At 75.0% G+C, this 23791-nt stretch carries 25 protein-coding genes; 11 read left to right on the forward strand and 14 right to left on the reverse strand.

Going from position 1 to position 23791, the window contains the following annotated elements:
* Positions 1-111: 111 nt before the first annotated feature.
* The gene (locus tag ABZ479_RS34580; RefSeq protein ID WP_500465243.1) at positions 112-423 is read right to left on the reverse strand and encodes a hypothetical protein; all 312 of its coding nucleotides are present in this window, start codon (positions 421-423) and stop codon (positions 112-114) included.
* 164 nt (positions 424-587) lie between these two features.
* Between ABZ479_RS34580 and ABZ479_RS34585 the strand changes: the two genes are divergently transcribed.
* On the forward strand, positions 588-1385 hold the full coding sequence (locus tag ABZ479_RS34585) for a hypothetical protein (RefSeq protein WP_500465244.1): 798 nt from the start codon (positions 588-590) through the stop codon (positions 1383-1385).
* Between the two features lie 47 nt (positions 1386-1432).
* On the opposite strand, the gene ABZ479_RS34590 is transcribed toward ABZ479_RS34585, so the two are convergent.
* A complete protein-coding gene (locus ABZ479_RS34590) occupies positions 1433-1636 on the reverse strand; it encodes a hypothetical protein (RefSeq protein ID WP_500465245.1) in 204 nt (67 codons plus the stop codon).
* A 154-nt stretch (positions 1637-1790) separates the two neighbouring features.
* Between ABZ479_RS34590 and ABZ479_RS34595 the strand changes: the two genes are divergently transcribed.
* Entirely contained in the window at positions 1791-2798 is a 1008-nt protein-coding gene (locus ABZ479_RS34595) for a zinc-binding alcohol dehydrogenase family protein (protein WP_500465246.1), read from the forward strand.
* Between the two features lie 243 nt (positions 2799-3041).
* Here the strand turns inward: ABZ479_RS34595 and ABZ479_RS34600 are convergent, their stop codons facing one another.
* Together ABZ479_RS34600 and ABZ479_RS34605 are read right to left on the reverse strand one after the other, a co-directional pair.
* On the reverse strand, positions 3042-3485 hold the full coding sequence (locus ABZ479_RS34600) for a group III truncated hemoglobin (RefSeq protein WP_500465247.1): 444 nt from the start codon (positions 3483-3485) through the stop codon (positions 3042-3044).
* Complete coding sequence (locus ABZ479_RS34605) at positions 3482-3916, reverse strand: hypothetical protein (RefSeq protein ID WP_500465248.1); 435 nt, start codon at positions 3914-3916, stop codon at positions 3482-3484. The genes ABZ479_RS34600 and ABZ479_RS34605 overlap by 4 nt, the downstream gene beginning before the upstream one ends.
* A 176-nt stretch (positions 3917-4092) precedes the next feature.
* Between ABZ479_RS34605 and ABZ479_RS34610 the strand changes: the two genes are divergently transcribed.
* Positions 4093-4809 carry a class I SAM-dependent methyltransferase gene (locus ABZ479_RS34610; protein ID WP_500465249.1) on the forward strand — a complete coding sequence of 239 codons (717 nt, stop codon included), beginning with the start codon at positions 4093-4095 and terminating at the stop codon, positions 4807-4809.
* Positions 4810-4848: 39 nt separating this feature from the next.
* The gene (locus ABZ479_RS34615) at positions 4849-5187 is read left to right on the forward strand and encodes a S26 family signal peptidase (protein ID WP_500465250.1); all 339 of its coding nucleotides are present in this window, start codon (positions 4849-4851) and stop codon (positions 5185-5187) included.
* A 114-nt stretch (positions 5188-5301) separates the two neighbouring features.
* On the opposite strand, the gene ABZ479_RS34620 is transcribed toward ABZ479_RS34615, so the two are convergent.
* Positions 5302-5973 carry an ATP-dependent DNA ligase gene (locus ABZ479_RS34620; protein WP_500465251.1) on the reverse strand — a complete coding sequence of 224 codons (672 nt, stop codon included), beginning with the start codon at positions 5971-5973 and terminating at the stop codon, positions 5302-5304.
* A 270-nt stretch (positions 5974-6243) separates the two neighbouring features.
* Between ABZ479_RS34620 and ABZ479_RS34625 the strand changes: the two genes are divergently transcribed.
* Entirely contained in the window at positions 6244-8073 is a 1830-nt protein-coding gene (locus tag ABZ479_RS34625) for a glycoside hydrolase family 15 protein (protein WP_500465252.1), read from the forward strand.
* 514 nt (positions 8074-8587) lie between these two features.
* Here ABZ479_RS34625 and ABZ479_RS34630 read toward each other — a convergent pair.
* Positions 8588-9151 (reverse strand): GNAT family N-acetyltransferase, encoded by a 564-nt coding sequence (locus ABZ479_RS34630; protein WP_500465253.1) that lies wholly within the window; start codon positions 9149-9151, stop codon positions 8588-8590.
* Positions 9152-9399: 248 nt separating this feature from the next.
* On the opposite strand from ABZ479_RS34630, the gene ABZ479_RS34635 reads away from it, so the two are divergent.
* Positions 9400-10371, forward strand: a complete 972-nt coding sequence (locus tag ABZ479_RS34635; protein WP_500465254.1) for a DUF8832 domain-containing protein — start codon at positions 9400-9402, stop codon at positions 10369-10371.
* A 28-nt stretch (positions 10372-10399) separates the two neighbouring features.
* Here ABZ479_RS34635 and ABZ479_RS34640 read toward each other — a convergent pair whose 3' ends face one another.
* Positions 10400-11377 (reverse strand): alpha/beta fold hydrolase, encoded by a 978-nt coding sequence (locus tag ABZ479_RS34640; protein WP_500465255.1) that lies wholly within the window; start codon positions 11375-11377, stop codon positions 10400-10402.
* 297 nt (positions 11378-11674) lie between these two features.
* Positions 11675-12517 (reverse strand): prephenate dehydratase, encoded by an 843-nt coding sequence (locus tag ABZ479_RS34645; RefSeq protein WP_500465256.1) that lies wholly within the window; start codon positions 12515-12517, stop codon positions 11675-11677.
* Between the two features lie 435 nt (positions 12518-12952).
* Here ABZ479_RS34645 and ABZ479_RS34650 point away from each other — a divergent pair, with 435 nt between their 5' ends.
* Complete coding sequence (locus ABZ479_RS34650; RefSeq protein WP_500465257.1) at positions 12953-13318, forward strand: DUF1330 domain-containing protein; 366 nt, start codon at positions 12953-12955, stop codon at positions 13316-13318.
* On the opposite strand, the gene ABZ479_RS34655 is transcribed toward ABZ479_RS34650, so the two are convergent.
* Positions 13301-14245, reverse strand: coding sequence for a helix-turn-helix domain-containing protein (locus tag ABZ479_RS34655; protein ID WP_500465258.1), 945 nt, complete (start codon positions 14243-14245; stop codon positions 13301-13303). The two genes, ABZ479_RS34650 and ABZ479_RS34655, sit on opposite strands and share 18 nt — an antisense overlap.
* 204 nt (positions 14246-14449) lie before the next feature.
* Here ABZ479_RS34655 and ABZ479_RS34660 point away from each other — a divergent pair, with 204 nt between their 5' ends.
* Positions 14450-15385, forward strand: coding sequence for an alpha/beta hydrolase (locus ABZ479_RS34660; protein ID WP_500465259.1), 936 nt, complete (start codon positions 14450-14452; stop codon positions 15383-15385).
* A 40-nt stretch (positions 15386-15425) separates the two neighbouring features.
* Positions 15426-16091 carry an MBL fold metallo-hydrolase gene (locus ABZ479_RS34665; RefSeq protein ID WP_500465260.1) on the forward strand — a complete coding sequence of 222 codons (666 nt, stop codon included), beginning with the start codon at positions 15426-15428 and terminating at the stop codon, positions 16089-16091.
* Positions 16092-16160: 69 nt separating this feature from the next.
* Here ABZ479_RS34665 and ABZ479_RS34670 read toward each other — a convergent pair whose 3' ends face one another.
* Entirely contained in the window at positions 16161-16805 is a 645-nt protein-coding gene (locus ABZ479_RS34670; RefSeq protein WP_500465261.1) for a class I SAM-dependent DNA methyltransferase, read from the reverse strand.
* Between the two features lie 331 nt (positions 16806-17136).
* On the opposite strand from ABZ479_RS34670, the gene ABZ479_RS34675 reads away from it, so the two are divergent.
* On the forward strand, positions 17137-17958 hold the full coding sequence (locus ABZ479_RS34675; RefSeq protein WP_500465262.1) for a DUF1684 domain-containing protein: 822 nt from the start codon (positions 17137-17139) through the stop codon (positions 17956-17958).
* 151 nt (positions 17959-18109) lie between these two features.
* Here ABZ479_RS34675 and ABZ479_RS34680 read toward each other — a convergent pair whose 3' ends face one another.
* The 4 genes from ABZ479_RS34680 to ABZ479_RS34695 form a co-directional block, all read right to left on the reverse strand.
* Complete coding sequence (locus tag ABZ479_RS34680; protein WP_500465263.1) at positions 18110-19486, reverse strand: CoA transferase; 1377 nt, start codon at positions 19484-19486, stop codon at positions 18110-18112.
* Between the two features lie 29 nt (positions 19487-19515).
* Positions 19516-20439 carry an acyl-CoA thioesterase gene (locus ABZ479_RS34685; protein WP_500465264.1) on the reverse strand — a complete coding sequence of 308 codons (924 nt, stop codon included), beginning with the start codon at positions 20437-20439 and terminating at the stop codon, positions 19516-19518.
* A 172-nt stretch (positions 20440-20611) separates the two neighbouring features.
* Positions 20612-21802, reverse strand: a complete 1191-nt coding sequence (locus tag ABZ479_RS34690; RefSeq protein WP_500465265.1) for a hypothetical protein — start codon at positions 21800-21802, stop codon at positions 20612-20614.
* A gap of 20 nt (positions 21803-21822) precedes the next feature.
* The gene (locus tag ABZ479_RS34695; protein ID WP_500465266.1) at positions 21823-22335 is read right to left on the reverse strand and encodes a 4-hydroxylaminobenzoate lyase; all 513 of its coding nucleotides are present in this window, start codon (positions 22333-22335) and stop codon (positions 21823-21825) included.
* Positions 22336-22547: 212 nt separating this feature from the next.
* Here ABZ479_RS34695 and ABZ479_RS34700 point away from each other — a divergent pair, with 212 nt between their 5' ends.
* Entirely contained in the window at positions 22548-23768 is a 1221-nt protein-coding gene (locus ABZ479_RS34700; protein ID WP_500465267.1) for a PP2C family protein-serine/threonine phosphatase, read from the forward strand.
* The last annotated feature ends 23 nt before the right edge of the window (positions 23769-23791 follow it).

Here is a 23791-nt window from a genome sequence, read left to right on the forward strand (position 1 = left end):
CACCCCCCAGGTCATCCGTTCGACAGGGGGCAACAGTCATACCGGGCCCGGAGGCCAGCGGCCCTCTTGCAGGACCGCGAAAAACATAACGGGGCCGGTGCGGGAGGGGGGTCACCAGGAGCCGTAGCCGCCGAGGCACTCGTTGCGGACGTAGCCCCAGTCGCCCTTGCCGAAGTCGAAGGTGGCCGCCCAGCCGTTGTAGACGGGGTGCGCGCCGCGGGTGTGGCCCACCTTGTTGCCGTAGCCCAGGACGCGGATCAGTCCGCGGGGGCCGGAGGCGCTGTCGTAGTTGGCGTAGAAGCTGGCGCTCTGGCACACGATGACCGCGTGCTCGGGTGGCACCGCGGCGTGCGCGGGCTGCGTCGTCAGTGCGCACACCGCGGCGGTGGCGGCTGCGGCCAGCGTCTTGGTCACCGTTCCCATGGGGCTTCCTCTCGTGGGGGGTTCGCCGATCAGGATGGCCGCCCGCTGTCTATGCGGGTAGAGGGGCGGGGATGAAAATTACGTGGCCATGACATTCACATGCGGGCAACCGCTGCGCCAGGGCCCCCGCTCCGGCCGCCTTGCCCCGTCGATAGCATGCGCCCATGCCTGACGACGGCCTGATCGACGTGACGCTGGTCGACGCGGCGGACGGACAGCCGTTCGGCCGCTCCGAACTGCCCGCCGGACAACTCCCGGAAACCTTCACGCCCGAGACGCGGCTCGACCTCGGCGGCGCCGTGTGGGAGGTCGTCCGGGCCCAACCGGCGGACCGCACCGCCTTCCTGGCCGCGGGCCGGCTCGTTCTCACGCTTCGGCGGCTGCGGACGGTCGACCCCCGTCAGGTCGCGTACACCCTGCCGACCCTCTGCGCGGACCTGCCCCCGCTGACACCCCCGGACCGCGCCGCGGACGACCTGGAGATCCACGAGGACGACTGGCGCCAGACCGAACTGGTGGAACGCCGCTGCATCGCTCAGGTCGAGACCCAACTCGCCGACGTCGCACGGATCCTGCGCGACCACGCACGGACCGTCGGCGAGGACGGATCGGCCGTCCGGGTGTTCGACGCACTCCACCTTCGGGAGTCCCCGACGGAGCCGCTGACCGGGGCGCTCAACCGCCGGCGGCTCTTCGAACTGCTGCCGGTGTCGCACGAGTTCGCGGGCGTGGCGCTGCGGGAGGGCCAGGGACGGGTCGCCGACTCGTTCGCCGCCCGGATCGGTCCGGTCGCGGTGTACGGACGCTGCGCCGGCGACCGGGTCGTCACCCTGGGCCTGCTGCCGGCCTCGCGGGCCTCGCGGGCCACGGTGCGGGACGTCCCGGGACTGGCCGCCCTCATGCGGGAGTTCGGCCTGGTCCTGGTCGACTGGTGCGCCGCGCGGTACGAGGAGTCCGTGTAGCCGGCGGCCGCTTCAGGGCAGCAGCGGCGTCGTCAGGTCCGTCGTCGTCACGTCCACACGCCGGGCCCGGCCCCGCGCCATTCGACGACGTCCGGGTCGGCGAGGTCGACGGTGTCGGGATCGAGGCCGGCGCGCCGCAGGAACTCCTGGACGTCGCGGAGGTGGTACGCGATCCCCAGGATCTCGCCGTCCACACGGACGCGCCGGCCGCCGCTCGTCGATGGCGGCATCACGATGACGCGACGTTGCATTGCGTCAGGATGACTCGTCCGACCCCGCCCCGCATCCCGGCCGCCGGACGGCGCCCCCGCGGCGGCACCCGGATGGCCCGGCCGCCGCTGCCGGGTGCGGTCCGGCATGCCAGGCTGGCCTGGACCCGTCAGCGCAGCGAGGGAGCCTCCGGCCATGACCGAACGGACGATGCGGGCCGTCGCCTCCTACCGGGGCCTGCCCGTGGACGATCCGGAGAGTCTCGTCGACGTCGAGGTGCCGCTGCCGGAGCCCGAACCGCGCGACGTGCTCGTGCGGGTGCGGGCCGTGTCCGTCAACCCCGTGGACATCAAGGTCCGCGCCGGTCTGCCGGCCTCCGACCCGCCCCGCGTCCTCGGCTTCGACGCCGCGGGCGTCGTCGAGGCGGTGGGCGGCGAGGTGACCACCCTTCAGGTGGGGGACGAGGTCTGGTACGCGGGGGACATCACCCGCGCGGGCAGCAACGCCGAGTTCCAGGTCGTCGACGAGCGCCTGGTGGCCCGCAAGCCGCGCAGCCTGGGCTTCACGGAGGCCGCCGCCCTGCCGCTGACCGGCATCACCGCCTGGGAGACCCTGTTCGAACGGTTCGCGCTCGACGGCAGGTCGACCGGCACCCTGCTGGCCCTGGGCGGCGCCGGGGGTGTGGGCTCGATCCTCATCCAGCTGGCGAAGCAGCTGACCGGCCTGCGGGTGCTGGCCTCGGCCGGCCGCCCCGAGAGCAGCCAATGGGTCACCGGGCTGGGGGCCGACGCCGTGGTCGACCACCACGACCTCGCCGCGACCGCCGCCGCGGCGGCGCCGGACGGCGTGGACTACCTGCTCTCCCCGCACTCCGCGGGAAACGTCGACACCTACGCCCGGATCATGCGCCCGGGCGGGCACATCACGGCGATCGACGAGCCCGCGGGGCTCGACCTGCTGCCGCTCAAGGCGAAGAGCATCGCGTGGCACTGGGAGTTGATGTTCACCCGGCCGATGTTCCGGACCCCCGACATGATCGAGCACAAGAACCTGCTGCAGAAGATCGCGGCCCTGGTGGACGACGGCCGCATCCGCAGCACCGTCACCACGACCATCGAGGACTTCTCGGCCGCGGGGCTGCGACAGGCCCACGCGATGGTGGAGTCGGGCCGGAGCGTCGGCAAGGTCGTCGTCACCCGCTGAACGCCTCCCCGGCGGCGGACGCCCGAGACGGCGCTTGCCGGGCTCGACCGGTCGGTTTCTCCCGTGCCGGGCGGACCCCGCCGGACGGGGTACGACGGCCGCCTCCGGGGGCTCACCGACGCGTTCGCGCGGGACGTCCCGGAGCTCGCGCGGAGGGTCCTCGACGGACACCACCCGTGCCTCCGGTTCCTCGGGGACCGCGACGCAAGGCCCCTACCGGCCCGGACCGGGCGACGCGCGCCCTCAGAGGCCCTCCCCGCCTTCACGGCGGCGGATCGTGACGTACTCGCTCGCTGCGCGGCCCGCCAAACGGCGCTGGAGGGACCCGCCGATACGCCCGGCCTGCAGCTTGGCGAGTTCGGCCTTCTCACCCCGGAAGAGTTCGTCGACCGTCGTACCCCACAGCGCCAGCCAGCGTCCGAAGTGGTCGGGGCCCAGCGGGGTCATGCGGTGCAGGGCCTGGTGCGGGGCGAGCGCGTTGCGCCGGTAGCGGCCGGCGGCGAACAGCACCGACTCCCAGAAGTCGCACATGATCGGCATGTGCGCGTCGAGGTCCATCCGGGCCACCTCCAGGGGGTCGGCGAAGGCCCGTCGGTAGAAGGCGGTCACCAGGCGTTCGACGTCCGCGCGGTCCACGAGGTCGCGACCGGTGCCGTCCTGTGCGGCGACGGGCCCCGGCGCGCTCACAGCCGCTCCAGGACGAGGGCGGCGCCGCATCCGGCCAGGCACAGCGCCTTGACCACCTCGAGCGCGACGTACCGCAGATGGGCCCGGCTGCGCGGGCCGGTCTCCCCGGCGAGGACGGCGGCGGTACGCCGGTTCAACGAGGGCCGAACAAAGAGGAGTTGAGCCAGGAGCAGGGCGACGGCTCCCGCGCCCAGGGCCAGCGCGACGGGCCCCGGCACCTCCCGGGCCACCGCCACGGCGGCGATCGCGGCCAGCACGGCCTCGACGCGGTTCAGCGCGCGGAAGACGATCCGCCCGATGCCCAGGCCCAGGGGCACGGTGATGCCCTCGGCGCGGAACTTGAGGGGGGCCTCGAGGAACGAGATCCCGAGCACCATCCCCAGCCACACGAAGACCGCGGCCACCTGCGCCAGCACGGCGCCGGCGTTCACCGGGCGCTCCGCTCGGGGCGGCGCCGGGCGGTGCGGCGCGGGGGACGACGTCTGGTGCGGTGAAGGTCCATGCCCCCACCGTAGCCTAAATTTGCATCTGAGATGCAGATTAGAGTCCGCCGTCACCATCCCCAACCGGCCTGGCCGGCGGGCGCATCGGCACCGAGAATGGCCCGATGACCTCGCCCGACGCGCTGCTGCCCGACCACCGGCTCGAACTCACCGACGTCGTCGCCAACAACACCATGAACCGCGAGCGAGGCCTGGCCGGCACCAACAGCTACGTGCGGGAACTCGGCTTCGACCCGGTCGACCACCTGCTGGCCCGCGCCCCCGGACCCCGCTGGCTGGACCTGTGCAGCGGGGAGGGGCTGGCCCTGCGGGAGGCCGCGGGCCGTCTGCCGGCGGCGGCGCGGCTGACCGGGGTGGACCTGGTGGGACCCCTGGCGGCCGCACCCCTGCCGCCCGCGGTGGAACTGGTCACCGCGTCGGTGACGGCATGGGAGCCGGCCGTGCCATACGACCTGATCACCTGCGTCCACGGCCTCCACTACGTCGGGGACCGGCTCGGACTGCTCGCCCGCGCCGCCGGCTGGCTCAGGCCGGGCGGTCTGCTCGTCGCCCACCTCGACCCCGCCGCGATCCGCTGGGCGGACGGCGGCCCCGCCGGGCGCTCCGTCCTGGCCGCCCTGCGGGCCGAGGGCTTCGCCTACAGCACCCGCCACCACCGCCTCACCCTCACCGGCCCGCGCACCGTCCGGCTCCCGCTGCGCTACGTCGGGGCCGACCCGGACGCGGGACCGAACTACACGGGCCAGCCCGGCGTGGCCGCCCACTACCGCCGCGCCGCCCGTCCCGCCGCGGACGGGCCGTCAGGCGGGCCCCGGCGATGATGGCTTGGCGGGCCGGGCGGGATGCGTCACGATCGCCCCATGGGAGCGCTTGACGCGGTGGCGGGCGGGGCGACGGTCGAGTTCCGGCCCAGTGGATCGTCGATGGTCCCCTTGGTGCGCAGCCGTCAGCAGGTGACGGTGGCCCCGGTCGACCCCGCGAAGCTCGAGGTCGGCGACATCGTCCTCGCCCGCGTCGCGGGCACGGTGTACCTGCACCTGGTGTCGGCGGTGGATCCGGCCAGGAAGCGGGTGCAGATCAGCAACAACCGGGGCCACGTCAACGGCTGGACCGGCCACGGCCGGGTCTACGGCATCTGCACGGCGGTCGACGGCGTCCCCCGCCCCCGGACGGCCGGCAAGGCCCCCGTCGTCCCGTGACAGGTCTGCGACGGACGGCGTCATGACCTCGACGCGCGAGGGTGGTCACCGCCATCGCCCTCGGTCTGTGACCCCGGACGCACGGACGGTGACCGCGAGCGAGCGGCAATCCCCTCAGGAGCCGTCGGCGTGCAGGTTCTTGACCTTGATCCAGTCACGGCTGCGGCGACCGGGCAGATACGTACTGGTCAACCGCTTCGCCACCACCCCGTCATACCCCTCCTGCCGGATGTAGTGCAATGCCTCACTCGCCATCGCCGGCCAGTACGGCGGCACCACCACCCGCTCCCCCGACACCCCCAGATCATCCAGCAACGCCCGCCGCGCCGTGTACGGCGCATGCAACACCGGCTCCCCCAAATACAAGATGTCGTACACCACCAACCGCACCGGCATCACCTCCGCGGCCTCCGCCACCGCCGCCGGATGCCGCAGACTCATCCGCCGCTGCAACCGCTCCACCGACACCCCACCATGCTTCCCCAACGCCACCACCTCCCCGTCCAGCACCCCCACCAGACCCGGCGGCAACACCCCCGCCAACCCCCGCAACTCCGGATACCCCCCCGTCACGTCCTGCCCGATCCCCGACACCAACCGCACCTGCCCGTCCCCCGGCAGATACACCAGCACCCGCGCCCCGTTGAACAACGGCTCGAACCCGTACTCCGCCTCCACCCCCGCCCCCGGCAACGGACCCGCCACCGCCAGCATCGGCGACCACGCGGGCAGATCCGACCGAGCCACCGACCCCGCAGGAACACGCGTACCCATATACACCAGCATCCCCCCACACCCCCCGACCGGCGAATCAAACACCGCACACCCCCGCACGACCGGTCGCCCGCCGCCGTGCGGGGCACACTGGAGGAATGGACGTGGCCGGCGGGACCGGTCTGCCGTGACGGGCCGGGGACATCGGGACGGCCGTGGGCGAACTCCGCCCGCGGCCCGCGGTGTTGGCGCAGCCGGCGCCGGTGCTCGCGTGGCCGGCGCGGGCCGCCGGGTACGGCGCCGGCCGGCCGGTCCGCCGGGGCACCGTCCGTGGGAGCTGCCATGAGTTCGACCGCGATCGCCGACTACGCACTGATCTCCGACCGGCATTCCGCCGCGCTCGTCAGCCGGGACGGCTCCGTCGACTGGTTGTGCTTCCCCCGCTTCGACAGCCCCTCGGTCTTCGCGCGGCTGCTGGACGGCGCGGCCGGTCACTGGTCGGTCCGGCCGTCGGTCCCGTACGAGGCGACACGGACGTACGTGGACCGGTCCATGGTGCTGGAGACGACCTTCCACACCGGGTCGGGGACCGTCACCCTCACCGACGCGCTGCTGACCGGCCCGGGCGGCGACGGGCACAGCCTCGGGGCCGGCGCACCACGCCTGCTGGCCCGCCGGCTGACCTGCACGGAGGGCGAGGTGCCGGTGGAGACGGAGTACCGTCCGCGCCCCGAGTACGGGCTCGTGGCGCCGATCCTGTCGGGCACCGAGGGCGGGGTGACGTCGCGGGGCGGGGCCGAGTGGCTGGTGCTGACCACCCCGCACCGCATGGACCTCGCAGACGCCACCGCCCGCGGCGCCTTCACCCTGCGGGCAGGCGAGTCCGTCTGCCTCGGTCTGCACCGTTCGACGCTCGAGGAACCCCCGGCCCACGTCTGGACGCAGGACCGACTCTCCGCCCTCCTGGACTCCACGATCGCGGCGTGGCAGTCGTGGTCGGACCTGCACCAGGCCTACGACGGACCCTGGCGCGACCTGGTGCACCACAGCGGACGGGTACTGCAGGCGCTGTCGTTCCAGCCCAGCGGCGCCATCATCGCCGCCGCGACCACCTCGCTGCCGGAGGGCGTGGGCGGCGAGCGCAACTGGGACTACCGCTACACCTGGGTCAGGGACGCCTGTCTGACGATGGAGGCCCTGTGGGTGGCGGCCTGCCCGGACGAGGCGCACGACTTCTTCGACTTCCTGGCGACGGCCGCGCCGTCGCTGGGCGAGGACCGGACGCTGCAGATCATGTTCGGCGTGGGCGGTGAACACGACCTGAGCGAGCGCACCCTCCCCCACCTGCGGGGATGGCGGGACAGCCGGCCGGTGCGGGTGGGCAACGGCGCGTGGTGCCAGCAGCAGATCGACGTCTACGGGGAACTCCTCGACGCGGCGTACCGTCTCGCGGACCAGCTGGACCGGATCGACGACGACACCCGGCGCTTCCTCGTGGCCTGCGCGGACGCCGCCGCGGAGCGCTGGACCGAGAAGGACCAGGGCATCTGGGAGGTCCGTGGCGAGCCCCGCCACTTCCTGTACTCCAAGGTGATGTGCTGGACGGCGCTCGACCGGGCCGTCAGGCTCGCCGCGCCTCTCGGCGCGCCCCGCGCGAAGGTGGCGGGCTGGCGCAGGACGCGGGACGAGATCCACCGGACCGTGCTGCGCGAGGGCTGGAGCGAGGAGGCGGGTGCGTTCACGCAGTACTACGGCTCGACCGCGCTCGACGCGTCGAACCTGATGATGCCGATCGTCGGTTTCCTGCCCGCCGACGACCCGCGGATCCGCGCCACCATCGACGCGACGGAGCGGGGACTGACGGACGGCGCGGGGCTGGTCTACCGTTACCGCCCCGAGGAGGGTCTCGACGGCATGGCCGGGGACGAGGGCACCTTCCTGCTGTGCACCTTCTGGCTGGCCCAGGCACTGGCGCTGGCGGGCCGGGCGGAGCGGGCCAGTGACGTCTTCGCCCGGGCGGCGTCGTACGTGAACGACGTGGGCCTCCTGGCGGAGGAGATCGACCCGGTCACCGGTGAACTGCTCGGCAACTTCCCGCAGGCGTTCAGCCACATCGGCCTGGTCAACGCCGCATGGGCGATCAGTGAGGCCCGGCAGCCCATCGCGGCCTGATGCAGCGTCAGGTGACGTGCGACGGAGCGGAGTCGGCCGGTGGGCGCGGGCGGGGGAGGTACGAAGCGGGCCCGGGGCCGTTTCATCGGGGGCCACTCCGGGGCCCCGGGCCGCTGATGCCATCAGACACCCGCCGGCAGCTTCCTGCGAGCCGGGCTGACCCACCCGGGGTCAACCGGGCACCGGGACGAGCGGTGTGACGGGGCGTCCGGAACGCCGCGCGGCACGGCGCCGCACACGATCGGCGCCGGCCGGAAGGGGGCCGGGCCGGCGCCGGATCGAAGCGGGGCCGTTCTCCTGGACCGCGGGCTCCGTAGGGACCGGACCGCTCGTCGGTCCCCGGCGGAGTCCCGCGTCAGGTCTCCCGCACCCGGTCCAACCGTGCGGCGGACCCCGTCATTCCCCCGTCGCCGCCGCCGTCCGGCGCGCCGTACTGCCCGTACCGCAGCCCTCCGGGCGCACACGTCGCGAACAGGCCCGGGAACGGGCCGGCGACGACCGGGAGCCGTACCCGTCATCCCCTGCCGGGTCCGGAGCGGGGCTTCCGCCGCTCCCAGTCGTCGGCGAGCAGGCCGAACAGCAGGTCGTCGGTCCACTCGCCCTTGATCCACGAGTGGGCCGGCCGGCGGCCCTCCAGCCGGAACCCCACGCGTTCCAGCAGCCGCGCCGAGGCGCTGTTGCGGGCGTCGCACTCGGCGGACACGCGGTGCAGACCGCACTCGGCGAAGAGCCGGTCGAGCAGCGCCGTGACGGCCTCGGCGGCGTAGCCGTGGCCCTGGTGCGCACGGGCGAGGGTGAAGCCGAGTTCGGCCTGCATCCGGTTGTCGTGCAGGCACACGCCGATGTCGCCGATCAGCTCGCCGCCGACCACGAGCTCCACCGCGTACTGGAACCATCCGGGCTCCGCCGGATCGCCCGCCGCGAAGGCCGCGACGAGGTCCGCGGCCTCCTCCGGGGAGACCGGTGCGCTCCAGCCCTGGTACCGGGCGACGGCGGGATCGGAGCGGTAGGCGGCCAGGGCCGGCGCGTCCTCGGGACGGAAGCGGCGCAGGCGCAGCCGGGAGGTCTGCGGGAACATGCCCGCGATGCTCTCATGCGACGGCACGCCTCCCGGCGCCCCCGCACCGCCCCGTCCCGTCCCGTACTGCCGGGTACGTCGCGTTGGTGCCGGCCCTGGCGCCCGCATGACGCACGCCTGACCGCCATACCCCCACCCCCTATCCCGAGAGAGCCCCCCGCCCTTTGCACATACCCCCTGGGGGTATATGTTGGTGCCGCGCGGCCACCCGGCACGCGTCCCCGGCCACGCCGTCCACGGAGCACCCTTTGAACACCGGAGCGAAGATCACCGCGTTCGCCGTCGTCCTGGCGGCATCCTTCGGCAGCGCCTACGGCGTGGGCGCGGCCCTGGACCCGGTGCGCGCCCCGGGATCCGGCGCGAACGCGCCGGGGGCGGCGCACGCGCACGGCGGCACCGGTACCGCCGGCGCCGCCCACTCCGCAGGCGACACGTCAGCGGCGCATCCCGTGGGCGGCCTGGCCGCCACCGAGGCCGGCTACACCCTCGACCTGCTCACACCGCGGGTCGGCTCCGGCCGCCCGGACCGCCTGCGCTTCGTCATACGCGACGCCGACGGCCACCCGCTCACGTCGTACCGGCGCGCCCACGAGAAGGAACTGCACCTGGTCCTCGCCTCGCGCGACCTCACCGAGTACCGCCATCTGCATCCGGTCCGCGCGGCCGACGGCACATGGAGCACCCCGGTCGGCCTCCCCCGCGCCGGGGACTACCGGGTCCTCGCCGACTTCACCCCCGCCGCGGAGGGCAGCCGCGAACTGACGCTCGGCGCCGACCTGTCGGTGACCGGGGTCCGCCGTCCCGCCGCCCCCGCGCCGGCCTCCCGGACCGCGACCGTCGACGGCTACACCGTGACGCTCGACGGGTCCCTGCGGTCCGGCGCCGAGCGGGAGCTCCGGCTGACGGTGACCAGGGACGGCCGCGAGGTCACGGACCTGCAGCCGTACCTCGGTGCGTACGGCCACCTCGTCGCCCTGCGCGCCGGCGACCTCGCGTACCTGCACGTGCACCCGGGCGGCACCCCCGGCGACGGCCGCACCGCGCCCGGGCCCGAGGTCTCCTTCACCGCCACGGCCCCGAGCACGGGCACGTACGGGCTCTTCCTCGACTTCAAGCACCGGGGGACGGTGCGCACCGCCGCCTTCACGGTCACGGCCGGCGAGGGCGGGGAACACGGGCACGCCGACGCGGACGGCGGCAGCGGTGGCCACGGCCACTGACGGCGGGCGCCGTCCGCGGGCTCGCCCCTCAGGCGGAGCGACGCCGCAGACGACGGACGCCGAACAGGGCGCCCGCACCGGCGGCCAGCGTGCCCGCGGCGACGGAGGCGAGTGCGGCGACGCCGGAACGACGTTCCGCGGAACCGGTGTCCGCCAGCTCGGGGCGGCCGCCCTCCGCGGCGCCGGCGGCCTGGAGGATCAGGTCGGCGACGGCGTCGGGCCGCGCGATCAGTGAGACGTGGCAGGTGTCGAGCTCCACGGTGTGCGAGTGCGCGCGCCGCGCCTGGAAGCGCTCCTGCTCCGGGTTGATGGTCATGTCCTGGCGGCCGACGAGCGCCCAGGACGGGATCGTCTTCCAGGCCGCGACCTCGGCCTTCTCCGAGAACGCGGTGGTGGCCGCGGGCCGCTGGGTGACGCCCAGCAGGTTCGCCTGCCCCTCCGGAAGGCAGGCGGCGAACACCGGGTGCACCTTGTCGCGCTCGAGGTAGAGGTCGGTACCGCTGACCCCGCCGCCCGCCCGGTACGGCACGGACCTGGTGGCGGTGCCGAGTGCGCTGGGGAACCGCTCGGCCAGCGACATGCCGCTCTCGCCGACGTCGGGCATCAGCGCCGAGACGTACACCAGCGACTTCACGTGGGGGTTCCCGGCCGCGGCGGAGCTGATCACGGCGCCGCCGTAGGAGTGACCGGCCAGGACGATGGGGCCCTTGACGCTCTTCAGCACGGAGGCGACGTACTCGGCGTCGCTGTGCAGCCCGCGCAGCGGGTTGGCGGGGGCCATGACGGGATAGCCGCGGGCCTCGAGCCGCTCGATCACCCCGTTCCAGCTGGAGGCGTCCGCGAACGCCCCGTGGATCAGGACGACCGTCGGCTTCGCGCCGGTCGTGTCGCCGTCAGCGGCGGCGGGGGCCGCGGCGGACGCGCTCAGGGCCAGGGCGCAGCCGGCCGCGGCGACGTGGGCGCGACGTATGCGACGCCGGGAACGGGGATCCAGAGTTGCCGCCATGCCGTATCTCGCTTTCCTCGGGGCTCAGGGCGGGGCCCTACGGCCCGGGGCCCTACGGCACCTGAGTGTTCACGGCCCAACGGCGACAGGCCCGGCCGCGTGTGCCGACCGGGTCACGTGCGGGGGCCGTCGGGGTGAAACCCGGCCCGGGAGGGTGTGACGTCCACGGTGCGTCACGTCACACGGCGGCAGCGGTGCGGCGGCCTTCGCCGTACCCACGGCAGGGCACGGCGACCGGAACGGCGAAGAGCGGGCCTGAAGCCCCCGGGGCCCCGCCCCGTACGACCGGATCCGGCGTCAGCCGTGGTCCAGGGAGCGGTGCGGATGCGCCGGGTAGACGCCCATGATCCGCACCTCGGAGGAGAAGAACCGCAGCTCCTCCAGGGCCAGGGCCACGCTGCTCTCCTCCGGGTGGCCCTCGATCTCGATGTAGAAGCGGCTGGCCTTGAGGCCCGCGCCCACCTGGTAGCTCTCGATCTTCGTGAGGTTCACCGCGTTGCTGGAGAAGCCGCCGAGCGCCTTGTAGAGCGCGCTCGGGATGTTGCGCACGGAGAAGAACAGGCTGGTCATCATCGGCGTGCCCGAGTCCTGCGGGAACGCGGCGTCGCGGGCGAGGACGACGAAACGGGTGGTGTTGTCCGAGGTGTCCTCGACGCCGCCGCGCAGCACCTGCAGCCCGTAGAGCTCCGCGGCTCCGGGCGGGGCCAGGGCCGCGTGCCGCCGGTCGCCGAGCTCGGCGACCTCGCGGGCGGCGCCCGCCGTGTCGTCGCTGACCAGCGTCTGCCAGCCGCCCTCGCGGATGATCTTCCGGCACTGCCCCAGCGCGTGCACATGGCTGCGGACGCACGCGACGTCCTCCAGCGTGGCGCCGGGCACGCCCATCAGGTCGAAGCGGATCGGCAGGAAGTACTCCGCGATGATCGACAGGTCCGCCTCGGGCAGCAGGTGGTGCACGTCCGCGACACGGCCGGCGGCCGAGTTGTCGACGGGGATCACGGCCAGGTCGGCGGTCACCAGCGCGACCGCCTCAAGCGCCTGCTCGAAGGTCGTGCAGGGCAGCTCCCGGCTGTCGGGGTACAGCCTCTGTGCGGCGGCGGCCGAGTTCGATCCGGGTTCTCCCTGGTAGGCGATGGTCACCATGTGCGCGTCGGTATCTCCGGATCGATGGACTGGGCTGTCGGCGGGGCCGTCTTCGCATGCTACTGCGCGGTGCCCGCCGACCTCGTACGCGTCCGAGGGCCGGACGGCCGCGGGGGTGGGCCGGGGATCCGGCCCACCCCCGCCGCGGGGTGCCCCGGGCGGCCCCCACCGCCCGGGGCCGTCGGCGCGCCGCCGACAAGGTGACGAGCCGGTCGACGGCGGCCGCCACCCACTGTGCGCGGCCCCGACCGCGGGTGGCAGTGCCCCGCTGTTCCTGGGAGCACCGGGACCAGGCACGTCACCCGGTAGGGGGCATCCCGGCGCCCGGGCGGCGCGTCGTGCGGCGGCCGGGCGGGCGCGTCACGTCGCCTGGTGACGGCGGCCGAAGGCCCGTGGCCGGACGCGCGCCGACGACACCCACCACGGAGGTCCGGCATGAGCACGTACCTGATCAACCACCTGCGCATCCCCGGCGGCATCCCGAACGAGGAGGGCCTGAGGTACCTGGAGCGCGTCGACGCCACCTTGCGGCCCTACGGCGGCGCGTGGCTCGCGAACGGCGAGCCGACGGTGGTGGAGGGCGCGTGGCCCGGCCTGGTCGTGCTGCTGGAGTTCCCCGACCGGGCCGCGGCCGAGAGCTGGTACGACTCGCCGGAGTACCGGGAGATCCTGCCGCTGCGCACCAGGAACGCGATCTCCGACCTGGTGCTGATCGACGCGGTCCCCGCGGGCTACACCGTCGCGGACTTCGCACGGCAGGTCAGGACGGCCTCCGCCGGGACGTCAGTTCCCGAAGGGTGACGCCGGGCCGCCGCCCCGGTGTGCCCGCCCCGGGGCCGCGCCGTCCGGCGTCGCGTCGTCCTCCCGCGCCCCGTCGCCGCCCGGCTGCCCCGCCGTCCACGAGGCGAGGATGCTCAGGGCGTCGTACGACGGGGTGCCGGGCTCGGCGGTCAGCACCATGAGGCGCTGCCCCGAGCCGTCGGGGCTGCTCCACGTGTCGCAGTCGAGCGTGAGGTCGCCGACCACGCCGTGCCGGTAGTGCTTGGTGCCGTAGGCGGCGGTGATGACGCGGTGCTCCGCCCACCAGGTACGGAAGTCGGCGTCCCGGACCGACAACTCGCCCACCAACCGGGCGAGTTCGGGGTCGTCCGCGTCCGCTGCGGCCTGCATGCGCAGCGCGGCCACGGCGTCGCGGGCGTCGTGCTCCCACTGCCGGTGCATGCCGCGGACGACGGGGTGGGTGAACAGCAGGTGCACGTAGTTGCGGCGGTCCGGCGGGACCTGTGCGAAGTCGGTGTAGAGGGCCGCGGCCGCGTCGTTCCAGGCCAGGACGTCCATCCGCGTGCCGAGGACGACGGCGGGCGTCGCGGTGAGCCGGTCCAGCAGGCGCCGCATCGCGGGCCTGACGCGCTGCGGGGGACGACGCCGCCGCGGATGTGCGTCGGCCTTGCCGGCCAGCTCGTACAGGTACCGCTGCTGGTCCTCGTCGAGGCGCAGCGCACGGGCGAGGGGGGCGAGGACCGCCGCCGACGCGCGTACCCGGCCCTGCTCCAGCCGCGTGTAGTAGTCGACGCTGATCGCGGCGAGTTGCGCGACCTCCTCGCGGCGCAGGCCCGCGACCTTGCGCGCGGAATCCGCCGGCGGCAGGCCGCATTCGTGCGGTGCGAGCTGTGCCCGGCGGGCCTTGAGGAAGGCTCCGAGTTCGCGAGGACCAGATGCCGCAGTCATGTGCCCCATTCTCCCGCGGGCTCCCCCGCCTGTGAGGGGGCAGGTTTCTTCCCGGGCAGGAACCCGCCTCTCCCGCCCGCCCCGGCCAGGGCGGATGGTCGGGAAGTGCCCGGCACGGAGCCGGGCCGCGGCGGGCCCGCCGGACGGGCGCGGCCCCGCGGAACACCGCACACGCGACACGAGACACGAGACACGGAGCATCCTGTGGCCCAGACCACCGTCACCTTCGACAGCGCCGGCATCCCCCTCGCCGGCCACCTCCACTCCCCCGACGCCCCCGCCGCGGCGGGCCCGCGGCCCGCGATCGTCGTGGGCCACCCCGGCACCGGCGTGAAGGAGCAGACCGCGGGCCTCTACGCACGGCGCCTGGCCGAGGAGGGCTTCGTCACGCTCGCCTTCGACGCGGCCCACCAGGGCGAGAGCGGCGGCGAACCCCGCGGCCTGGAGGACCCGGCCCAGCGCGTCGAGGACCTCAAGGCGGCCGTCTCCTACCTCACCACCCGCGAGGACGTCGACGCCGGGCGCATCGGCGCCCTCGGCATCTGCGCCTCCGGCGGCTACGTCCTTCCCGCCGCGGCCGGCGACCGTCGGATCAGGGCCGTCGCCACCGTCAGCGCGGCCGACATCTCGCGCCAGTTCCGCCTGGGGGCGGACGGCACCCAGGACGCGGCCGTGTTCGAGGGGATGCTTGAGGCCGCCGCCGCCGCACGTACCGCCGAGGCGCGCGGCGAGGAGCCGCCCGTCCTGACCCTGTTCCCCGGCACCGCCGAACAGGCCCGCGCGCTGGGCGGGGAACACGGCGTCGAGGGCTTTGACTACTACCGCACCCCGCGCGCCCGGCACCCCCGGTCGGCCGACTTCTTCACCTGGTCCAGCGTCGACAGGTTCGCGGCCTTCGACGCCTTCGCCGCCGTCCCCCTGATCGGCCCGCGTCCGCTGCTGATGGTCGCGGGTTCCCGCGCGGTCACCGCCTGGATGAGCGTCGACGCGTTCCAGCGCGCCACCGGGCCCAAGGAGTTGCACTGGATCGAGGGCGCGAGCCACGTCGACCTCTACGACCGGGAGCAGTACGTCGGGCCCGCGGTCGACAAGCTCGCCGCATTCTTCGCCGCGAACCTGGGCGCGGCCGCGGAGCACTGAACCGGACGACCCGGACTGCGTGTGCCGGTAGGGTCCGCGCATGCGCGAACTCGCCCGCGGCGTCTGGCACTGGCAGGCGCCGCACCCGCAGTGGACGCCCGACGAGCGGTGGCCGCGGGAGGTGTCGTCGTCCGCGATCGACGACGGCACCCGGCTGCTCCTCTTCGACCCGCTGTCCGTACCGCCCGGACTGCTCGCCCTCGCCGCCGACCGGGAGCCGGTGGTGGTGCTCACGGCGCCCTGGCACGAGCGTGACGCGCGGCGTCTGGTCGAGCGCCTCGGCGCACCGGTGTTCACGCCGCCGCCCGACACCGCCGACGACCTCGTGCGGAAGTTCGGCGTCACGCGCGAACAGGCCGGCGACGGCAGCCCCGACCTCACCTGGCTCCGCACGGGCGGCGACGGCCCCGGCCACCTGTACGCCGCGGGCGACCGGCTCCCGGCGGGGGTCGAGGCGTTCGCCGGACGGGAGCGGAACGACCTGGTGCTCTGGGACGGCCGGGCGCGGGCCGTCGTCCCGGGCGACACCCTGGTCGACTTCGGCCGCGGCCTGCAGGTCAACGACCGGTTGCGGGACGGCGTCACGCGCGAGCAGGTGGTCGAACGCCTGCGTCCGCTGCTCGCCCTCCCGGTCGGGTTCGTCCTCCCCGCACACGGCGCACCGGCCGACCGGACCGCGCTGGAACGCGCGTTGTCCCCGCTCTGACCGCAGCGGACCGGTCCGGCACGGGGGCTTTCGCCGCGATGCCGCCGGGGACCGCGCCGGCCCGTGGACTCACGCGTCGCGGTGGGCGAGGAGGATCCCCCCGAGCCTGCTCTCGGCCGAGGTGAGCGTCATCTTCGCCTCGACGGTGAAACCGGCGTCGGCGAGCCGGGCCGCCATGTGGCCGGTCCTGCGGAGGTGGACGCGGACCTTCATCGGGTGGCCGCCGTAGCCCTGCGTCTTCAGTCGCGTCTCCTCGCCGACGTGGAAGGCGAGCAGGAGCGGGCCGCCCGGCCGCAGCACGCGCCGGAAGTGCGTGAGGACGGTGCCGAGCGCGTCGTCGGGGACGTGGATCAGGGAGTACCAGGCGACCAGGCCCGCCGTCGAGGCGTCGGGGAGGTCGAGGTCCGTCATGGACCCGACGTCGAACCGCAGGCCGGGGTGCTCGCGCCGGGCCACCCTGACCATCGCCGGTGACAGGTCGATGCCGAAGGCGTCCACGCCCAGGCCGTGCAGGTGCGCCGTGATCCTCCCGGGTCCGCAGCCCACGTCCGCGACCGGCCCTCCGCCACCGCTCCCGACCAGGTCGGCGAAGAGCCCGAGGACCGCGCGTTCGTACGGTGTCCCGTCCAGCAGCCCGCGCACCTGGTCGGCGTAGTCCTCCGCGACGGTGTCGTAGGAGGCGCGGGTGTCCGCCAGCCAGTCGTCGGTGTCCATGGCCGGCCACGGTAGCGGGGCCGGCCGCGGCGTGCAGCGAGGGCCACGCGGCGCCCGACGGCGGCCGGCAACCTCCGCACGGGCCGGGCGCGTTGACCCGCGCCGGGGGAGGCACCACCCCGTCCGGCGCAATCGCCACGCCCTCCGGCCTGCGCGGCCGGCGCGGACGGGGCAGCCTGGAGGGCGGAGCCCGCCCGGTCGTCCTCGCACGCCGACCGGGCGGGCCGCTGCCGTCTGCCGTCGCTGCCTCCGACGCCGGCGGGATGACTTCGCGGTCCGCGGCGGTTGTACGGAGCAGGGAGTACACCCGGCACGCGAGGGAGCAGCGGACATGACCGCGCAGGACGTCGACCGCACCGGATTCGCCGAGGACTGGGAGCACTGGCACCGCGCCAAGGAGGAGGTGCTCGCCGGTCCGCACGGCTTCCTGGCGATCACCAGTCTGCGCTGGCTCGGCCCGGGGGCCGAACGCTTCGACGACGCCCCCGGCGCCTGGTCGGCCGCCGACGGCCATGTGGTGGTCGAGCTGGGCGACGGCGAGGAGTTGACCGTCGACGGGACGGTCGTGCGCGGACGCCACGACTTCGGCGTCATCGCCGAGCGCGACAGCGTGTACGCCGGGTTCGGCGACGCCGTCGTCGAGGTCGCCAAGCGCGGCGGGCACGACGTGCTGCGGCCGCGCCACCCGGACAACCCGCTGCGCACCGGCTTCACCGGGACGCCCGCCTACGCACCCGATCCCCGCTGGGTGCGCGAGGGCCGGTTCGTGCCCTACGACGCCCCGCGTCCGGTGACCGTGGGCGCGACGGTGGAGGGGCTGGAGCACGTCTACGACGCCCCCGGGCACGTGGAGTTCGAGGTGGACGACGCGACGTACCGGCTCACCGTCTTCAACGGTTCCCGGCCGGGCGCCCTGATGGCCCTGTTCACGGACGCGACGTCCGGGGTGACCACCTACGCGGCGAACCGCTCCCTGCAGATCGGCCCCCCGGACGCCGAGGGACGGGTGCGCCTGGACTTCAACCGCGCGGCCAACCTGCCCTGCGCCTACACCGACCTGGCCACCTGCCCCCTCCCGCCCGCCGGCAACCGGCTTCCGTTCGCCGTCGAGGCGGGCGAGAGGATCCCCCTGGAACGCGGCGGACGGCCCTGAGCCCCGCGCACTGCGGGCACGGTCTTCCTCCGTCGGTCGCCATGCCGCCCCTCCCCTTGATCGTCTTCGGCCGGGGCATCGTAGGGGATCGGCCCGCGGCCCGACGCGGCGGACGGCCGGGGACGGGGCCGGGCTCACGGACGGGGTCCGGTCAGGGCTGCCCCCAGACCGCGGGATCGGTGCCCCAGCGGCCCGGCGGGCGGCTCCAGTCCGCCGGGGCCCCGCGGTAGCCCAGCGGCGGCCGGGCGTGGACCAGGCGTCCGTACGCGGAGTCGGCGGCGGAGAGCCAGGGGGCGGGGTCGTGGTCCTCGCCGGGAACGGCGTCACCGGGGCCGATGCCGTGGGTCAGCCAGGAGGCCGTGCCCGCCAGCGACAGCCTCAGCAGGCGGCCGCCGCCGTGCCGGCGGGAGTCGGTCAGGGCGCGCAGGACCGCCGCGGCCAGCAGGTAACCGGTGCCGTGGTCGAGGGCCTGGGCGGGGAGGACGCCGGGGCGGCCGTCCGGTCCGGCCTCGGCCGAGGCGATGCCGCAGCGCGCCTGTACGAGGCTGTCGAATCCGCGCCGCCCGGCCCAGGGCCCCGAGCGCTCCCAGGCGCGGAGCTGCGCGACGACCAGTCCCGGGCGGCGCTCGCGCAGTGCCTCCGGCGCCAGTCCGTGGCGGTCCAGCGCGCCGGGGCGGTAGCCGGTCACGACCACGTCGGCGGTGGCGAGGAGTTCCTCGAGGACCGTGCGGCCCGCCCCGGACAGGTCGAGCCGCGCCGACCGCTTGCCGAACCCGGTGTCGGCGTGCGCCCACTCGTCCTCCGGCAGGGCGGGGCTGTCGACCCGCAGGACGTCCGCGCCGAGCAGCGCCAGCGTGCGCGTGGCGACCGGGCCGGCGATGACCCGCGTCAGGTCGAGCACGCGGACGCCCGCCGCGGGCAGCTCCGCCGGGGGCAGGGGGCGCACCGGGGCGTCGTCGGTCCGCTCGGTCTCCACGAGGGGCTGCCCGGCGGGGCCCGGCTCCTCCCGTACGGCGACGGCCAGTCCGCCCGCCGCGTAGACGGTCTCCTCGACCTCCGCCGCGGTGCGCCCGGCCAGTTCGGCCGCCAGCAGCCGTGGCGTCACGTCCGCGTCGCCGCCCTCACCCGCGTCGGGAATGCCGAGGGCGGCCGTCAACCGGGCACGGTGGTGCGGGTAGTTGGCGTGGGTGCGCACCCACCCGTCCGCGGTCCGCCAGAAACCGGACAGCGGTGCGAAGGACGTGCCCGCCCGGCCGTCGATCCGCAGGTGCCGCTCGCTCACGAAGGCCGTGGCCACGGCCCCCTCGTCCACCCGCACCGGGGGCGGCGGCCCGCCGGAGCGCAGGGCCAGCAGTTCGGCGGCGGCGAGCGAGCAGACCCCGACCGTGGCCCGGGCCAGGCGGCGGACCGGCAACCGCGCGGGCAGCACGCCGCGGGCCTCCCGGTACGTCACGTGGTGGGCCGGCCCGGGGGCGCCGCCGAGGGCTTGCCAGGCGTGCGCGGTCGGGCCGTCGGGGGACTGCGGCATGACGTCCTTCCTTCCTCGGGGGCGGCGGTTCAGCGGGGCGGGCGCCGCCGGTACAGGCCCTCCTGCACGACGGAGGCGACCAGACGGCCGTCCCTGGTGAAGAACTGGCCCCTGGCCAGACCCCGGGAGGACGCGTACGTCGGGCTCTCCATGGCGAACAGCAGCCACTCGTCGGCGCGGAACGGCCGGTGGAACCACACGGCGTGGTCGAGCGAGGCGGCCTGCCGCTCACCGGGGTGGTCGGCGTAGGGCAGGCCGGCCGTCGCGAGCAGCCGGATGTCGGAGATGTACGTCAGCGCGCAGGCCTGCAGCAGCGGCCCCCCGGGCAGCGGGGCGCGGGTGCGCACCCACAGCTGCTGGCGCGGCCCCTGCCCGATGCCGGGCAGCCCCTTGACGGGGTCGCCTACGCAGCGCGACTCGAGGACGGCCTCGAAGACGGACACGCCCCGTCCCCGCCGCCCGGACTCCCACAGTTCGGGCAGCCCCTCGGGCCCGGGCGCGTCGGGTGCGTCCGCCTGGTGCTCGTCGCCGTCCTCGGGGCGGTGGAAGGAGGCGGAGAGGCTGAAGATGGCCTCGCCGTCCTGGATCGCGACCACCCGCCGGGTGGCGAAGGAGCGTCCGTCCCGGGTGCGGTCGACCTCGTAGACGATGGGGCGGTCGGTGCGGCCCGCGCGGATGAAGTACCCGTGCAGCGAGTGGACGAGCAGGTCCGGGACGGGCGCGACGGGGGCTGCCGGGGCGGGGGCAGGCGCGCTCGCGGCGGGGGCGTTCGGGACGGGCAGCGTCGACCCCGCAGCGATCAGCGACTGCGCCGCGACCTGGCCGCCGAACGCCCGCAACGGCATCCCGGCGTGGCAGGAGCCGCGGTAGAGGTTCTCCTCCAGCCGCTCCAGGGCCAGCAGTTCCGCGAACGACGTGTCCGTCTCGGCGGGATCCGGGACGTTCCGCTGCATGGGTTCACCGCCAGGGTGCGTACGGCCGGGCGCCTACCGCTCGCCCACGTGTGTGCATGACACACATGGTAGGGCCGCCGACCTGCGTGGACCCGGCGGGGGCGGGCCCCGGAGCCGGGCACGATCGCGTCCGGGCGCGTCGGAGGGAGGCGGCCCGCGATCCCTCGCGCGGTCAACGGCGTTCCGCGGACCAGCGGTTGAGGGTGGTGCCGTCGGAAGCCAGGGTGAGCCAGGTGCCGTCCCCGAGCGCGACGGGGTAGTCGCTCGTGCCCGTGTCCCCCTCTCCGCCGGGGTAGGCGACCGGGCCGAGTGGGCGCAGCGTGAGCGCGTCCAGCAGCCAGTGCCGCGCGGCCGCCCCGTGGTGACGGGCCTCGTAGGCGCTGGCGATCACGGTGTGCCCGTCGACGAAACCCGCGACGAAGTCCCAGGCCGGCTCGGGGCCTTCGCCGTCGTCATCGTTCTCGTGCTCACCGTCGCCGCCCGCGAGGTCCGCGGCGTCCCGTTCCATCAGGACGCGGCCGTCCGTGAAACGGTGCAGCAGGAGTGGGTCGTGGCCGTGCGGGGTGCTCAGGAACGCGCCGCCGCCGGGATGGACGGCGACGGGGACGCGGAAGCCGTCGCCGACCTCCTGGACGGTGAGCGCGGAGCCGTCCCAGTGGCCGGCGTAGGCCGGGGAGCCGTCCTGGCCCTGACCCGTGCCGAGGATCATCCGGGAGCCGTCGGGGTGCGGGAGTTGGTGGGAGCCCTGGGAGCCGCCCTCGACGCGGGCGAGGCCGAGCACGGTGCCGTCCGCGGCGTCCAGGACGACCCACTGCTCGTACGAGTCGGCGGCCGGGTCCCCGTGGTCGATGTCCGGGAGGACGTGCGCCCAGACGAGCCCGCCGTCCGCGCCGGCCTGGACGGACCCCCGGGCGAAGCCGGGGCATGGCGCGGGGCCGTCGTGCCGGTGGGGTCCGTCGCCCCAGCAGCCGTGCCGGTACTCCCAGCGGGTACGGCCGTGGGCGTCCAGGGCCAGCACCGAACGCTGCCCGGAGAGGACGACGAGTGCGCCGTCGGCGCTCGCCGAGCAGGCGCTGTTGCGCCACCCGGGCCAGGGGTCGGCGACGGTGGCGAGCACCGCGGGCCGGCCGGCGAAGGCGGCCTCCAGGTCGACCAGCGCGATGGCGCCGTCCTGGTGCAGCAGCGCGTGGTGCGCGCCGCCGGGATGCCGCAGCAGCGCGTGGCCGGCGGTCACCGGTCCGGCGCCGGGCAGCCGGGCCGTGCCGACCCGACGCGCGGGGACGATCGGTTGACGGCCGGGCAGCGGGTGCCGCCGCGCGTCGTCGCCGGCGGCCCGGCGACGAGGGGGTTCCACGGAGTCCACGCCCGCAGCCTAGGCCAGGCCTAGTCGCCGCCCGGCGCGCTGATGTCGTACGAGATGCGCCCGGCGGGCAGGTAGAACAGCGCGATGAGGGCGCCGCCGCGGACCTCGGGGTAGTGGTGGCTGCCGGGGGCGGGGGCGGTCCAGCCCGGGCCCTGCCAGCCGCTGGGGCCGGCCAGTTGCGCCCCGGGGTCGACGGGGGCCACGAGGTTGATCTCGCCGTAGGGGTGGGCGTGGTACTGGCCCCGGTAGCGGGCCTCGGCGTTCATGTAGACCGCGGTGATGCTGAAGTACCGCGTCTCGGCGGAGGGCGGCGCGATGAGGCTGCGCCGGTAGTCCGGGCCGTCCACTTCGACGTTCGCGGCCCAGCCCTCCTCGACGCCCAGCCGGGCCAGGCGCGCGAGGTGGTCGTAGAGCTCGCCGTGCGGACCGTGGGTCGCGTTCAGCCAGTCCTCGAGTTCCTTGCCCGGGGTCCGGTTCATGACCTCGTCCAGGAACGGGATGCTGCGTTCGATCAGCTCTCGCCTGTGGTCCATCGTCCGTCCTCCTCGGTGCCCGGGGTGACCGTCGCCCCTCGGGGTCAGCCTGCCAGGCGGTTTCGTTATCGTCAATGACTGTAACGAAACCCACCATCGCGCCGGAACCCCCCGAACATCGGTTAACGTTACATGTCCTAAATGTAACGAAACGCCCGTCTAGGCCCGCTCTCCCGAAGCGAGGCTGCGGACCGGGCGAGGAGGTCAGACCCGTGCACAAGCTCGTCCGGCGTGCGGCAGGTCCCGCACCCGCCGCATCCGTCCCGGTCGCCACGAGGGCGCCCCACGGCCACCGCGCCGGGCGCCCCGCGGCGCACCGCGGGCGGAGGCCGTCCGGGACCTGGCGGGCGCTGCGGTTCTCCGAGCTGAGCGCCCCGGTCGCGCTCGTGCTGATCATCACGGGGATCGGTCTCGTCACGTCCACGAACGTGCACCTGGGGTCCCTGCTCATCGCCGCGCCCGCCCTGGCGGCGGCGATCTCCTCGGCGCGGGCCACCTGCGGGGTGGCCCTGCTGTCGCTGGCGGCGGCGGTGGTCTGCGACGTCCACGACGGCCTGCTCCGGTCCTCCATCCTGCCGATACACCTCGCCGCCCTGCTGGTGGTCTCCGTCTTCCTCGTCGCCTTCTGCGGCACCCGCGACCGCAGCCGCCGCGAGGCGCGCCAGTTGCGGGCGATCTCCGAGGCCGCCCAGCACGTCGTCCTGCGGCCCCTCCCCCGGCGGATCGACGGCCTGAGGGTCGCCTCGGTGTACCGGGCGGCCGAGAGGATGGCCGAGGTCGGGGGCGACCTCTACGCCGCGGCTCGGACGCCGCACGGCGTCCGGCTCCTCATAGGCGACGTCAAGGGGAAGGGCCTGCGGGCACTGGACGACGCGGCGGCGCTGCTCGGCGCCTTCCGTGAGGCGGCGCACCAGCACCGCACCCTGCCCGGCCTGGCCGCGGCCCTCGAGGCCAGCGTGCGACGGCACGTGGCCGAGGCGGCCGAGGCCGACGCGGACGCGCCCGAGCGGTTCGTCACCGCGCTCCTGGTGGAGTTCCCGGCCGGCGGCGGCCTCGTACGGACGGTCAGCTGCGGGCACCCCCCGCCGCTGCTGCTGCGGGACGGCCGCGTCACCGCGCTCGCGGGACCGGCGCCGGCGCCGCCGCTCGGACTGGCCGGCCTCGACGCCGCCGCGTACCGGGAGGACTGCTTCCCGCTCGCGCCGCGCGACCTGCTCCTGCTCTACACCGACGGCCTCGCCGAGGCCCGGGACCGTTCGGGCGCCTTCTACCCCGTCCACTCCGTGGCCGACCGCGGCATCCCCCGGGACGCCGCCGGGTGCGAACCGGAGTCGCTGCTCGACGAGGTGCTGGCGGACCTGCTCCGCCACACGGACGGGCGGCTCAACGACGACGTGGCGCTGGTGGCGGTGCGGTGCCCGCCGACCGCCTGACGTGCGACGGCGTCGGCCGGTGC

The organism is Streptomyces sp. NPDC005722 (assembly GCF_040630935.1).
GTDB lineage: Bacteria > Actinomycetota > Actinomycetes > Streptomycetales > Streptomycetaceae > Actinacidiphila.